The organism is Ehrlichia ruminantium str. Welgevonden, from assembly GCF_000026005.1.
In the GTDB taxonomy this organism is placed as follows: Bacteria; Pseudomonadota; Alphaproteobacteria; order Rickettsiales; family Anaplasmataceae; genus Ehrlichia; species Ehrlichia ruminantium.
In genome coordinates this window covers 475,545-492,631 of record NC_005295.2, presented here as the reverse complement: position 1 = coordinate 492,631, position 17,087 = coordinate 475,545, and the positions used below count along the sequence as shown (strand labels likewise).

Annotated in this window: 7 protein-coding genes; 5 read left to right on the top strand and 2 right to left on the bottom strand. The window is 25.5% G+C overall.

What is annotated here, in order from left to right; all coding sequences use genetic code 11:
- Nucleotides 1-474: 474 nt before the first annotated feature.
- The 5 genes from ERUM_RS01535 to ERUM_RS01515 all read left to right on the top strand — a co-directional run bounded on the left by ERUM_RS01535 (nt 475) and on the right by ERUM_RS01515 (nt 10,209).
- Nucleotides 475-2,436 (top strand): hypothetical protein, encoded by a 1,962-nt coding sequence (locus tag ERUM_RS01535; protein ID WP_011154963.1) that lies wholly within the window; start codon nt 475-477, stop codon nt 2,434-2,436.
- Nucleotides 2,437-2,613: 177 nt separating this feature from the next.
- Complete coding sequence (locus tag ERUM_RS01530) at nt 2,614-4,188, top strand: hypothetical protein (protein ID WP_011154962.1); 1,575 nt, start codon at nt 2,614-2,616, stop codon at nt 4,186-4,188.
- Nucleotides 4,189-4,429: 241 nt separating this feature from the next.
- Nucleotides 4,430-6,010, top strand: coding sequence for a hypothetical protein (locus ERUM_RS01525; RefSeq protein WP_011154961.1), 1,581 nt, complete (start codon nt 4,430-4,432; stop codon nt 6,008-6,010).
- A 148-nt stretch (nt 6,011-6,158) separates the two neighbouring features.
- Nucleotides 6,159-7,718 (top strand): hypothetical protein, encoded by a 1,560-nt coding sequence (locus ERUM_RS01520; protein ID WP_011154960.1) that lies wholly within the window; start codon nt 6,159-6,161, stop codon nt 7,716-7,718.
- Nucleotides 7,719-8,670: 952 nt separating this feature from the next.
- Entirely contained in the window at nt 8,671-10,209 is a 1,539-nt protein-coding gene (locus ERUM_RS01515) for a hypothetical protein (protein ID WP_231837238.1), read from the top strand.
- Between the two features lie 1,377 nt (nt 10,210-11,586).
- Here the strand turns inward: ERUM_RS01515 and ERUM_RS01505 are convergent.
- Together ERUM_RS01505 and ERUM_RS01500 are read right to left on the bottom strand one after the other, a co-directional pair.
- Nucleotides 11,587-12,819 carry an MFS transporter gene (locus tag ERUM_RS01505; RefSeq protein ID WP_044148718.1) on the bottom strand — a complete coding sequence of 411 codons (1,233 nt, stop codon included), beginning with the start codon at nt 12,817-12,819 and terminating at the stop codon, nt 11,587-11,589.
- 168 nt (nt 12,820-12,987) lie between these two features.
- Nucleotides 12,988-15,726 (bottom strand): PD-(D/E)XK nuclease family protein, encoded by a 2,739-nt coding sequence (locus ERUM_RS01500; protein ID WP_011154957.1) that lies wholly within the window; start codon nt 15,724-15,726, stop codon nt 12,988-12,990.
- Nucleotides 15,727-17,087 lie beyond the last annotated feature (1,361 nt).

Below are 17,087 nucleotides of genomic sequence, written 5' to 3'. Positions count from 1 at the left end.
TATGCTTTAATAATTTTTGTAATCATCACATTACCGCAACACTACTCAAATAATATTGTAAAGATCAACAATATTATTTACATAAATTAATAAGACATGCAAGAAACTATGTAGTAAATTTTTGTAAAAATTATAATATATCTTATTATTGAAAGAAAAACACAACATAGAATATTTAGAAGCAGATAATACATCATTGTTATCTGAATAATGAAATATTCATAGCAAATAATTTACAATATGCTACACCAATAGATAAATATTAAGAAAGTACAAATATTAATGTTAACTTCTATATATTAACCATGGTAATCAGTATAAATTATTTAAAGTTATATCTGTAGTAACATTATATAATTATTCGATTAAATTTTAAAAATATTGATATATGTTAAAAAATAAAAATTTTAATTTTTCTTACATAATTATTTTTTTTATGATACTAAGTAGTTAATTATTAATAATTTTTTTCTTATGATAATTAATAACAGATCAAAAGTACCTCTTATTTTATTAGGTATATTAGTTACTATAGTAATCATAATACTTATAACTTATTTTCAATTCATAAGACCACTGAACAAGGATTCTTTTGATAAGTATCTTATTGGCACTTTATACATCTTAGGTGCATTTATTTTTTTCTTAGCATTAGATTTTATAGAATATCACTTTGGTTTTTCAATAAAATATATAGGTAGAGATCAGGCTTTAAATATTGATACAAGCAAACAATCTAGTATTTTCATAAGTATGTCTTCTGATGAACTATCTAAGATAGAACATGAATACAAGATTACAAAATTTTCTATTAAAGATACAAAAAGTAACTCTAGTACTCAAATTTATATAGAATACTCTGCAGGATTACTTAGTAATATTACATCACCAGGTATTAATATTCACGAAACATTACTACTAAACACTAATGAAAGTATTGACATAATAAAAAAACGTGAAGATGTTTCAGGGTTATTGATCAATACAGAAAATAATACTTTACAACAACAAATCCAAGGAAAACAAATAACTAGATGTATTCCAACTCTACACAACAACTTAACACTTTCGCTCAGTCTATACTATGCTATATTTGATAGCTCTATAAATAATTTAACATACTATACTAAACAAGAGTTACATGACATTTTAATGAGCCAAGCTATCTGTAATGATACTACATCTAATGTTAAGCAAAGTGTATATGGTCACATAGTGTCAAAGATTTTAGAAGAATGTCCTGTCACAAAGTTAGATATAAATAATCCTTGGATTAATACTAAAGAAGGTAAATTAGCTATAGCTTTTTTCACAAAGTTTAATCCTGAGAATGGTTTTGACATTGATGAATTATCTATGAATTTAACAAGAGAGCTAAATATCAAGTTAAAACATATTACAGATTATGTTAAACATCTTCAATATAGTTATAAATTATTTTATCAATCAACAAAAACACTAGATAGCATATTACAAGAATCAATAAAACATTCTGAAACAGATATTAATGAACCACTTATGAAGCTAATAAACAAGCTAAAAAACACACTAAAACGCATACCTGAGTGTACTCAAAATTCTCAAGATATTCACAAGTTATCTATTAAATCAATAATAAAAGACCTACAGTATCAACTAGAAGATATACTGAATTATAGAGATCATCTCGAAAGTACCTTAGAGCACCCAATAAACGATGCTACCCAAGATTCCCTAGCATTATTTGATGCTTTAATTACAAGATTACGTAATCCAATAAAAAGTACACAAAACTACATTAACAATATTAAATACCATAGTAAAATAATACAAGATATTGAATACAATAAAGCAATTATTTCTGAAATTAGAGATACATATTTTAATACATCTTATGATATAAATCACTATTCACATTTGTGGAAAAATCGTCTTTCTAAGGAAGGCTCACTTCGTATTCTAGATATATTAAAAGAAAAAATTGATCAAAATACAGAACTTCAAGATATCTGCAATCTTGCCGTAATTGATACTTTTGACACCAACACAAATAATCAAAGAACTAACGAAGCTATCAAACATATATTACCACAACCAGAATCTGAACCATTGATAAGTATAACAGATAAAATGACATCTATGATAGATGCTAATAGTGGGCTAATTAGTCCTGATAATGACCTTATTAGTAAAAATGGCATATTACCTACACTATTCCCTGACAATCAACCTTGCTCTTTTCATGAATTAATAGAACACGCAAGACATTACATAACAACCTTATGTAAGGAATATATGGTATCTTACATTGAAAGAGAAATACAAATAAATAATGTACAAGTAAATAATATCGCATGGTTACCTGAAAAAACAACAATAAGTAATCAGCATTCTATTATAACGTCACCAGAACAGGTCACAGATCTAAGTTCAACTATACAATATAAACAATCATAATTTTAGTATTTTGAACTATTTAAAGTTAAATTCTTATAATATTAATATATTTTAAATAAAAAAAGTGTTACTTATAGGATATATTAAAAATTTACTAATTTTTTATATATTAAATCTCTCTTTTATGATATATACTAAAAATACAAATTAATTAATATATTTTTATTGAGGGTTATTATGAGTAAGACAGTATCTGGTATCTTCTTTGGTACATCACTTGTCGCACTATTTGGCACTGTTGCAGTATATATAACATTAAGACCACAATTCAATACAATAGGATTTAACTTAGGCTTTGTTATAGCTTTAGTTGCTTTATTTTTCATTACTAGTGTGCTTTTTGTAGACTTTATAATACATTTTTTAGGTTTAAAAATCAATCGTAAATCTACGATAAGTGAATCTTTAAATGGAAGAAGTGAATCTTTAAACGGAAATGATAAACAATTTACAGTAGCAATAGACATACCTACTGATAAAGTATCGAGTATACGTAAGTATAATATTCATACACTTCATGTTACTCATGATACAAAAGATAATACTAGTCCTAAGATACAATTAACATATAGCGAAGGATTATTTGACACACCACAAAATATTAAAACTCAAAAAATATCACTAATTACTAGTAGTAATCCTAATGAAATTAAAGATAAAATAGATTCTCCAGCATTATTGATTACAGCACAACATGATACCATAAAACAAGCTCTTACAGAAAAACAAGTTAAGGAAAATCTAATAACTAGGTGTATTCCTATCATCTGGACAGATAGCAAACTATCACTTGAAATATATTATGCTAGACCTTATGATGAAATACACAATCCAAAGGATTATAGATCACAAGAGCTACTTAACTTATTAACGACCCCTGCTGTTTCTAAAGATTCTATTGGTAAAAGCACTGTATATGATTTTGTAGCATCACATATTTTAGAACAGATAGATGAATTAGCACCTGAAGATACTTGGTACAACACTAAAGAATCCAAAATTGCTATAAGATTTTTTACAAGATTTGGTAAATTCAATACTATTAATATCAAAATATTAACAAATCAGTCACAGCATAAATTGCAGAAAATTTTTGAGTATATTGAACATCAAGGAAAAACACTTGTTGAGCATGATGAGCACGATAAAATAATTCTTGATTACATAAAAGACGCATATTTTAAACACTCTTATGATACACATCATTATTCCCACTTATGGAAAAACCGTCTTACTAAAGATTCAAGTCATATTTTAGAAATACTACAAAATAGAATTAATATTGATACAGAATTTCAATTTATCTGTCTCCTTGCTACTCATAGTGCTTATGATACCAATTCAGATAATGACAAAACAAATACAGCTATTACTGAATTATTGTCGCGTAGTGCTACTATAAAACCATTACCTGATATTACACATATTACTACAGTTAATAATATTAGTAAAATAATTCACATTGATAATTATGATGATAATATTAAAGAAATATTACAAATATTATCTAATAAAAAGAAAAGTTGTACTCTACGTGAATTAATAGAAAATGCAAGAACCTATGTGACAAATTTTTGTGAACCCCATATGATGCCTTATATTGAAAGAAAGATCAATATTACTCAAGCAAAGGTAAATTCTGTAACATTGGTATCCGAACAACCAAGAGTAAATCCTTCAAAAAGACTAATAACAGCTGATGCTAGTCTTCTTAATCCACTAACACAAGATGCACCTGCTGTTTTTAGTTAGATAAGAGAAACACAGAATTATTAAAAAGTCACATTACATATTTGTAATAACATTACAAATTAGATGTGGCTTTTCATATTCAATTCTTAAATTCATCAATAAAAAAGCTTATTTAAGGTATTTTAAATATTTTGATATTAGCTACTAATAAATTTTTAATGGTTATTAATTTTTATTATATACTATTAACTTTTTATACTATAATATATTAAATAATTAATAGACTATATAGAGGATTATCATGAACAAGAAAATATCCACTGCATTAATTTTTATACTCATCACTGCTCTTGCTGTTGCTATTTATTCATACTTAGAATTTAGACAAAAACTTACTAATGATGCAGCTCACATTGGTGTCTTAACTATTCTAGCAGAACTAGCCATGTTCCTTCTTGTTAGCATTGTACACCGTATATGGCAGACTTTAGGTTTTACAATAAAACATAAAATTAAAGAAGATGTTGTAAATATTGATATAAATACAGAATCAGGTATATATATACCTATACCTGAAACAGACTTACCTAAAATAGGCAATAAATACAACATTACTGAGATTACTACTAAAACTACAGAAACCAAACTTAGTAATACAGTTAGTATAAGACATAACAGAGGGTTAATAACTGATACAACTGATAAATATAATAGCCAAAAAGGAATATTGTTAGTTACCAATGAAAGAACTCATAATAAACTTAAGAGACTTACAGAACTTTCTGGACTATTAATTACTACAAAATCTAAGGTTAAACTACCAGAAGGAGTTAAATTGGAAGAAATAACTCAGTGTGCTACAACTGTAAAAAATGGAAAAGTATCATTGTTAATTTCCTATATCAAAACTTTCCATCCGAACGATACTCTCCGCACCTACAATAATGAAGAATTACATTATTTGCTAACTAACCGAGCAATAAGTAAGGATACTTCTAATTCTATATTCAGTGTATATGATTATGTATTATTAAAAATTTTACAAGAATGCCCAGAGATAAAAAATGAAAACGAAACTGACCAAGATCCTTGGTTTCGTACTAACGCAGGTAAAATCGCTCTCAGATTTTTTACATATTTTGAAGATTTCCTCAAGAAGAACAAATTACCTCTTAACTTACCTATAGACTTAATAAATAAATTCCAACATATCCAAGATTATATTAAATTTGCTAAAGCCAATGGTAAACTAATAATTACATCTGAACATGATCAGGATATTGCAGCTATTATTAAAGATGCATACTATACGTACTCTTATGATATAAACCACTATTCTCATCTATGGAAAAATCATTTGTGTCGCAACTCTAATTATATCCTAAAATTAGTAAATAAAAAGATACAGGATAATGTCATGCTCCAACTTATGTGTACTCTTGCAGTTATTGATCAGTATGATATTAGCACAGAAGATAAAAAAACAAATACAATTATTAAGACAATGTTGTTAAATACTAAACAAAAATTTAGTGTAGAACAAATTATAAATAGTGTAGACCCTAATACTGGATTAATTGATCTCACTCAGAATTATGCTAATAATCCAAATATGACTGCATTACTAAAAAAATTATCTCATAATGATAAAGAATGCAGTATTGGTGAATTAATAAGACGTGCAAGATCTGCAATAGTAGAAGAATTTAAAGAATATATGCACGGTTATGTAGAACGCCATGCAGAATTAGAGCCAGTAAAAGTAAATAATATTACATTGTTAAATCACAAAGAAGAACTTATTGCACCACCTGCTAATACAGTTAATCCCGAAACAACAGAACAAGCAGGTGTTCAGCAACATTTACAACCTCGTAACTAGTACTAAAAAGTTACATTATTTAATAAATAGTATTAAATAATGTAACTTATATTTATTAATATATTTCTAAAATAGAAATTTTACTTTAAAATGTAAAACATATTATTAAATATAAATTATAGATTATTAATATTTCTTTTGGATCATTATGAAAAAACAAACATCTAGTATTTTATTTTATATATCACTTATAGCTTTTATAGCAGCTCTTTCCAGTTATTCCAAGTTAAAACAACAATTTTACGGTCCTACATTCTTCTATAGTTTTAGTATCACTTTCAGTATAATAGCTGGATTTCTCCTATTCAGTATAGCAAAGTATATATATTACACTACATATGGCTTGTCACTAAAATATAAAGATAGAGATCACGCCTTAAATATCAACACAGAAAATCAATACGGTATACTAATATCGATACCTCCTGAAGAATTATGTGATACGGATTATACACACAATATCAGTAAAATTTCTATCAATAATCAAAAAACGAATCCCATAGTTCACATAAAATATAATCAAGGTCTCTTTTTTAAGCCTACAAAATTACAACACAACATTAAAGAAATATTACTACTTACTAATAACAACATTATTAATAGTATTAAATCTCGTCAAGATATTTCAGGATTATTAATTACTACAAACTCTAATCCTTTATTAAAGGAAATAAGTCAAGAAAACACAATAACTAATTATACACTAAATTTACAATCGGATAGAACTTTATCACTTGAAATATCATATATCATGAATGATTTTCAAAAGTACACCCATCAAGAATTACATAACATCTTAAAGTCTCAAGCCAGTAATCATCGAAATTACACACTTAAGAATCAAGAAACTATATACGATCTCACAGCATTAAGTCTTTTAGAAGATATAAAAGAATCAGGACCTGAACATCACTGGTACACTACTAGACAAGGTCAAATTGCCATAAGTTTTTTCAAAAAGTTTCCTATTAAAGATATATTAGATAGCAATAGACTATCTATTGATTTACCAAAAGAATTACAAGATAAATTAACATTTATTCATAACTATATCCAACAAGATAAAAAAATAATACCACAAGATAATAACTATGATAAGGCAATCTGTGCCAGAATTGCTCATACATACTATAATTATTCTTATGAAATGAACATTTACCCATGTTTATCATTAGATATAGGTCAAGACAATAATCACCTTAGAAAAATATTGCAAGAGGAGATTAAAAAAAATGAAGTCTTTAAACAGATTTGTGTTCTTTCTACCTTTGACCTTGAGCATAATACTAGAAGTAATTCTAATACTAGAAGTAATGCAATGACACGTCTTGTTATTAGACATCTATCAAACAGGAATGACTTATTTACTATCTTAACACAAAAAATTAATGACATTCAAGATAATTATGGATTTATTGATTGTACTCAGGACCATGGTGATATCACTAGCTTATTAAGAGAGTTATCGCATGGAGATAAAAAGTGTACTGTTCCTGAACTGAAAAAGCGTGCAAGAAATTATGTTACATCCTTTTTAAAAAAACATATACCATCTAATCTTGAAAGAACAACAACAATAAAGTTAAAAGTAGCTAATGTAACACAATTATCTACAAAATCACAAAAAGAAAAAATATCACCTACTACATCTATAAATAGCTCAGTACTGGAAGGCAATACTACTCAACCTCAAGTACATACTAGATAATATTTGAGAATTCTTTTAAGTTACATTATAGTAGCAATGTTATTCATCAAACAATGATACTCCATACTTATCAGACTTTTAAGATATTGTTTGTAATTAATATAGTAATCCCACTTTAGAACATGCAATACAGCAATAATAATAATACATTTATATAATAAAATTTAAGATCGTTAATTTTTTATATTAAAATACATTAAATAATTTATAAGATTACTATAAATCAAACAAAATCTAGAGCTTTATTTAGCACATCATCTATTCTGTTCTATCAACTATTGTGGCTTTTATAAGATTATGAAAATTGATATGCCTTTAATGGTGTATATCAATTTTCATAATCTTTAAAACAAGAAAATACATTCAAATATTATTTAATTTTTTCTTTTAGTATCATAGCTATTTTAAAAATTATATAGAATTACATAACAATTCCTATACAACATTTGTATTATAACTATAATACTTTTTATTTTAGGAATATTAAGTAACATACTATTAAATAAATATACCTATAACAAATATTATTCAATCTGTTTTGGTAATATGGATATTATAAAAGCTATATAAGTTTAAAGCTACTCTTTATCCAGTAACTTCATACAGTATAAATTACAATGATTACTTCTTACACACTAATCAGTACATTAGTTGATAAATATATTACGTCAAATAATATATGTGTATTGCCTAATTACATTCCCTTTGGAATAATAGCTTAACCACTTATATTTAGCAAACTTAAGACATTATCTTCCGTAACAACTGTTAATGTTAGTATATCAACACCTTACTCTAAATATCTTATTTTTAATAACTAATTAATAATAATAACAATTAATTATATATAATTAATTGTTTTTTATTGTAATATATTAAATATTTAATTTACTATATAAAAACTACTATGAATAAAACACAGTCGAACTTATTACTTACTATATTATTTATAATGTTACTAAGTACCGCTGTAATTTTTTTTCAACTTAACCAACAACTTAACGGGATTAATTTTTATATTAGTTTCGCTATCATAACATTATTTATAAGCACACTATTTATTACTACCTTAATAAATCGCATAAAACACATCAAAGGAATAACAATAAAAAGTCATACTAAAAATCAAGCACTAGATATTAATTTAAGTAAACAAAGTAGTATATTTATACCCATTCCAATAAGTGAATTACCTAAAATAAATCCTGCATGTAATATTATAGAATACCATACTGAACCTGTAGATGAAGACATAACATGCATAGAAGATATGTCTAATACTATGAACGCTCATATAACACAAAACCAAGGATTGTTCAATACTACAAAACCTAAACCATTAAAAACTATTAGCCGTATAGACTTAGTCATAGATGAAACCACAATTAATGAAATTAAAAACAATCCAAATGCATCTGGATTATTAATAACAACCAACTCTAATATATCACAACAAATAATTCAAGACTCAAAAAAACTGTATAACTACGCAAGCTTAAAAAACAAAAAATTATTAATTTCATTTACAAATTTAAAAATTTTAAAAAATACTCAAAAAATAACAGATTATACTATTGAAGAACTAGACACACTACTACAAAGCAAAGTTACACATGACTTACAAAACGATCATGAATTAACTATATATGATCTCATAGCATTAGATATTTTACAAAAGTGTCCTGATACAGAACCTAATGATGAAAATCAGTGGTTTAATACTCCAGAGGGTAAAATCGCTATCTCTTTCTTTACAATGTTTGGTAAACAACATACCCTACAATACAAGCACTTTCCTTCTTCATTGGATGTAAAGCAAGTCAAAACAAAAATAGAAACCATTCAACACTATATTGATAATTGTACAACAACTACATACAAAAACAATGATAAGTTTAATCAATACATTTTCGAGAATATTCAATCTACCTACCTTACCAAATCTGCTGATACAAATGATTATACCTGCTTATATAAAAATCGTCATGTATATCATGCTTATGAATGGATACATAATTTAATACATGCTTATATAAGACGTGGTGCACTACTCAAATATATTTGCACTCTTGCTGTTTGTGAAAACTATGACACTAATAATCATAACGTGAAAACAAATGAGTTCATCCGTAAGATTTTAGATAAAGAAGATAAAGTTGATATTTCTGAGATTATATCTTCTCTTGATACCAATGATATAATTAAACGTGATACTAATTTTAAAAATAAGGATCTTTCTAATCTATTAAATATACTATTAGATGAGAACCAAGAAGCATGTAGTATTTCCGAATTAATTACACGTGCAAGACAACAAATTACAAACCATTGCAAAAGATATATGTTATGTTATGTTGAACAACAACAAGACTTAATTGTAGAAGTAGATAATGTAAGCTTACTTGCTCCTGAAAAGAAAAAAGTAAATAGTACTCTCAAAACTCCAATAAATAGCAGTACCAATACAAGTACAATAACATGGCTAAGTTAATAATGAATAACTATATCAATATTATAACAGAACCCTAACATATATAACAAAGAACTCTGCCTATGATAACAGCCACTTCAAAACTATACACTTTTTCCTAATAACAACATAATATGTCTGTGATACAATTCTTCTTCCAGTAGAAATCATATAAACAGGTATTTTAAACAAATATATTAGCTTTTTTTAACTACAAAAATATAATACGTACCCATTATTGCATAATATTTTTTAGTAACGTGATCTAGTAATATAGTTAAAAACATACACAAAAGTTACCAATTACTTGTAACAACCTTATATAATTGCTTGTAAATTACAACATACGCTATACTGTATAGATAATAAGTAATATACTCATTTCAACTATTTAATAATATGCTTTAATTCCTCATGTTTAAAAATAATGTTCATAAATGTATCATTCTAAAAAACTTCATTTGTTTCCTAACACGACAACTAGCATATAAACTTAAATCTAAATACTATTTTTATAAAAATACTAACTGATAATATTATTAACACATTTCAATATATTCATATTATATTCTAACAATTTCTAAAGATAAAAACAAATATACAATAATTTTCCATTTTCATCTCTTAATAACATATAGTACAAATAACGTAATTAAAGAACCGCAAAGTCATAAAAGCTATAACTTTTTAACTTATTGTTCCAAAAACACTAATAACACAGTAATGTCTTAAATATCAAATATATATCTTACTTTTTTAAGTGCTAGTAACATCAATAAAAGCATGTTATTCATAAAATTACTTGGTTTATTAATATTAGCTAACATATCAGTATAACTTACAAATTGTCTGAATACTAATATTATAGTACTTACAATATGTATCTTTAAAAAAATATAACCAATAAGCAGATTAAAATCATAAACACAGATACATACAATGTGTATATTAAAAAACACATTTATTTAACGTTATCACAACTTTTAATATTAGCTAATAAGAATTAAAACCTATAACAATATCTAACACTTCTACAAAAACTTACAGTACTAATCTATATACAGTACATACTTATGTAAATGGTATTTATCACCAATTTTATTAATACTTATTTATTTTAGAGGCATATTACTTCCATAAAATCTTCACACTCATATATACTTGTATACCTTAATAATAAACTAACAATTTCTCATTCTCTATAAGCAATTTATCATGATTTAACAAAACTAATTATTAAGACAATAAAAGTCATACTATACATGTATATTTCATATAATAATTTCATGTAGAAAAAATTCTTGCACTATTAAAGTAACAACACTACAACTAGTAGTCTAAGTAATTAATGTAAGGTTTATACTATCAGATCACATCATAAAAAATATACATATAATATTAAACTTTCCCTACCATATTGTATTTTTTTAAAGCAAATAAACCATATAATGATAATAATGCACATACATCGAAATATAATATAGGAGATATACTCACTCCTGTTACTTTTACTAACCATAAGCAAATTGCAGGAGTAGTACCACCAAACACAGCTATTGCGATACTATAACATAATGAAAACCCAGTCTGTCTAATATTAACTGGAAATAAAAGTATTACCATTGATAATGCAGGTGTAGCATATATCCCTAATGCAATAGCAAGCACAAAATAAGTAACTAATGAATAACATCCAAAAAAGCTTACAACACAAGATATACAAAACACAAATAACACTTGAAATACTATTATTACATCTTCAGATCTATATCTCTTATACATAAAGAGAGATAAGAACCCAGAAATTAACATCACTAATATTAAAAAGCTGTAAGTTGTAATATTTACTTGCTGTTGTATATTTAAAAATACAAAAAACATGTAAAACAACATGTTACTGATACCAACAACACTAAATATGATAACACAAAATTTTTTATGATGTAATATTATATCTAGAATAGGAACTTTAGAAATCTTTTTATTGTGAGATTTATATCTTAAATATTGATAACTTTCCTCTATAGAATTACGCAAAACAGGTAATAACGTAGACATAAATAAACCAATAATAAAAGGAACTCTCCACCCCCAAACATAAAATTCAGTTTCTGAAATAAAACTATAACATAACTGAAAAATAAAAGAACCAGCTGCACCTCCAAGTATCGCTATTACGAAATGTGCAAATGATATCAATATAACCTGATCTTCTTTAACACTTTCCGCCATTAATACAATTGCACCTGCTTCACCACCAAAAGATAATCCTTGCAAAGTACGTAATAAAACTAACAAAATTGGTGATAATATACCTATAGAATCAAAAAGAGGTAAAAATGCAATACCTCCCATTGAAATCATGAGTAAACTTACAGACATAAAAAGAGAAACTCTTCTCCCATATTTATCTCCAATATACCCAAATAACAATGATCCAAAAGGTCTAACAAAAAAAGCTATAGCAAATATAATAAATGATAATATTAAGGATAAAGTTTCATTAATATGAGAAAAAAATATTTTACTAAATATGTGACTAAAATTTCCATAGAGTAAAAAATCATAACACTCTATGAAAGCACCTAAAAGAATTGCAATTATAGATTTAATACTAATGTTATGTGACATGTATAAACTATTACCAATAAAATACACCAAGTATATTATGTATAACATAGATATTAATCTTGATAAGCATATTAATTACCAATTAATCCAAAATGAGATAGTATACTTAGTCATATTTACTCATCATCAAACTCAATATCAAAAGAGTTATGACTTTCATGCTAAAACTTAATATATTACATTCCACCACTCTTTAAGACGAATTAAAAGATCATAACTACCAAATCCAGCAATATCATGAGATGCAATAAATGGTTTTCTATTAACTAAATATTCTAATATCAGTTCCTTTAAAGCAATCTCTGTTTTTTCCATAATTTCTTCATAATTATCTATAGAAACTACTTTAATATCTTCTGCACCTATTTTCCAGTACATCAAATCCGAAATATTTTTTTTCAAACTTTTTTTTACAGTTAATGCTTGTATTATCATTTGTAATGCTATTCCACGGCTGATATCTACCTGAGACGGAATCACACCAGTTTTATAATCAATAATTGCAATACTATTATCTTTTAAACATTCTACTCTATCACACTTAGATATTATTTTAACATTGTTGTTAATTTCCCAAGAAAAAAAATGTTCTGTGATAATTTTATCGATATTACTATTTCTATTTAAGTTCATTTCAAAAAATTGTTCAGCTATTTGTTGAAATTTAGGCCATAAAATAGTTTCAACTTGAGGAAAATTTTTATACTTATTAAGAAATTCTGATTCTGCAATTTTTATTAATCTTTCATAGTCCTGCTGATTTTTAGGAGTCACTAAATACTTATGTAACACATTATGTACAATAATTCCAAAATCTCTCATAGAAAATTTTTCATTAATATCTTTGTACGGCAAAATATTGAGAATATTGTTTAAATAAAATACATATGGATTTTTTACTAAAATTTCCACAGCAGTTGTTGAAAGGATATTAAATGCCATTACCCTATGATTAATTTCTGGGTTAGGTTGAGGTCTTAAATAACACAAATTAGTAACACTATTTGTACATCCCTTTTCTGATCTTAAATAATCTTCACGCTCTAAATTTTTATAGTTATAGATTTTTGCCATAATTTTAATTTTTTTTATCCAGATAGATTCTTCATTGACTTTCCCAAAACTTTTTAAAGATCGAGTAATATAAATCTTATCTGAATAAAAAAAACTATATAACATATAGGCAAAATAACCTTTTTCCCTTTGAATAGAAGGTAATCCTAATTTACTACGCATTCGGTTGTTTAATAATGTACTATGTAAGCCAGTTCCATAATTTAGCTCATTGAATCCTGAAAAAATCACAACCTCCCTTTTATATAAATTCACAGAAGATAATCTATAATTTTCAACAAAAAGATTATTATGCAACACTGATATCAAAATCTCATAATATATATCTATACCACTCATTCTGATATTAGCACATGCACTTTGAAAATTATCAAAAAACCCTTCTATTTTTTCATAACTAAACACAGTACTACCAGTTAGTAAATCACGTAAACATACAATATGAGCCTTTACTATAGAAGAAATAGTACAATGCTTTACATCAACTAAAGGAAGTACAATACTAGTTATCTTTTCCCAAAAATGTATTAAGTCAGGAACCTTTTCTCTTACATTACCATCTATACTCACAAAATCATAACTAGAATACAATCTAATAACTTTCAATTCAAAATTAGATATTAAAGTACTGTATTCATCTTCACTATATCCTAAATTGATAAAAGGATGTTTCAGTAATGAGAGTAACGATATAGGATTCCAAGAACTAATAACAACTTCTAATACATTAGATACAAAAGATAATATCAAATAATTAACATCTAATTCATGAGGTATATTCTCTAAATTTACTATTGAATCTACTCGCTTACTTAACAAAACATTATTTGTAAATACAGCAACATCTTTAGACTTATATTTTTTCATAAGTGCAGATATAACGTGAGATTCTTCTTCATCTGACATACAAGTAATTACTTGAACATAATCACAACTATCACATATCTGAATCCTACCTTTATGATACTCTTCTAAAAATAGATCGAAATTAAATATACTATCTATAAATACACGATTATTTTGTTTTCCCAAAAAAACAACATCATTTCTACCAATTTTTAAAACATCTAACAAATTTTTCACACAATATTGATAATGTGACTCTTCTAACAATTTCCAATTTTTTTCATCAATACTCACATCTACATATGGAAGTATTATTTGAGTATTAGGTAATTTATATAAAGTTCTAACAAAATCTATAATCAGAGTATTAAATGCCATTCCAGCAAATATAATAGTACTATTGCTAGAACCTTCTTCTAAATACCTAATTAAGGTATTAATATACAAGCTTCTATGCTCTAATATATCAAGTACATTCTCTTGTTGTAGTATTTCTGTCCATTTCTTTGAAAAACACGATAGAAATTTTACAGCTTTTTGAGAATGTTCAGGTAAATCATATTCAAATAAATTTTCAAAACTAGATAATGGTATACAATGCGTATACATTTCATTTAACAAAGCAGATAATTCATAGCTTAAAGACAAAGGATAGTTATCACAATGTTCAGAATTCCATAATTTTATGAATTCCATCAATAGCATTAGCTTTCTAAGTGGACTAATAATTTTGACAAAATCACTATTATTTACTAATACATCATGATCTATATCAGACAATGATATAACTTTGATTTTGAGACTAGAATAGTTACCATAAGAGGATTTAGCTAATAACTTATCTAATAATGTCATCTCTTCATTACTAGAAACTATAACTATAATATTAGAAACAGAATTTGTACTACTATAGAATACATCTAGCGTAAATTCTGCTACTACATTTAAAAAAGATTCTGAACAATGAACTGAAAAAACTTTTCCCATTAATATATAAAATATACATAAGATAACTTCTTATATCACGTTATTCTGATAAATTATCAGAAAAATATAACAAGAGTAGCTGCTTATATTTTTTACTAACTACCAACAAGATTTCAATAGTAACTTTATCAATAAAAAACACATAATTTAGATATCTTCCTAATGTAATAGGAATCAGCTATCAAAGTAGTTCACAAATTAATCTTAAGACTTACATGTAGAATACTACACATATAAAACAATACCACTTGGTCAATAAAAAAGTACACAGTATTTAAATAAAAAATATACCAATAATACCTAAACAGTCAGCTGAAGATAATTTATAATGTAATAATAATCCCCTAACAATACTGATAATATAACATTTCTTACTATCGATACTTTACTGAATTAAAAAAAATTAAATATGCCACAAAAATATTAAATGCTACTGAATTATACAAATAACATTTCCCGTATAATAGAGAAATTTTGTTACAGAATAATACATAAAATCTATTTTAATATAACTAATGTTACAAACTTAATATAAAATTATCAAAGATATGCCAAGGAATACACCTGCACTACAGTAACACCAAACTGAATTATACAAATAAATTCCTTATATAACAGAGAAACTCTGTTACAGAATAATACATAAAATCTATTTTAATATAACTAATGTTACAAACTTAATATAAAATTATCAAAGATATATCAACGAATACACCTGCACTACAGTAACACCAAACTGAATTATACAAATAAATTCCTTATATAACAGAGAAACTCTGTTACAGAATAATACATAAAATCTATTTTATATATAACTAATGTTACAAACTTAATATAAAATTATCAAAGATATGCCAAGGAATACACCTGCACTACAGTAACACCAAACTGAATTATACAAATAAATTCCTTATATAACAGAGAAACTCTGTTACAGAATAATACATAAAATCTATTTTAATATAACTAATGTTATATTACTTAATATATAATTATAAAAAACATAGTGATAAAATATATCAAGTACTATCTCTGCACTACAACAACACTCATAAGAAGCTTATGTAATAGATTTTTTTCCAAGCAAAAAAGCAACAAACTACTAATTAGTTAATATTAGTGTTTTATAAACAGACTTTTTATAAAAAATATATAAACAATACTAACTACTAAAAATATTAAGATATTTAATTTACAGTTAATAATCATCTTCTCACAAACCATAGAAGAGTTTTACAATCTTTATAAAATATGAAAGAGATTTGATCTAAAAAATAAGAACATACACTTAATTTCTCTTTATATAAAGAACAGCAAATTCACAAAATATAATTGTAGTATTTTCTAAATAGATTTTCTTG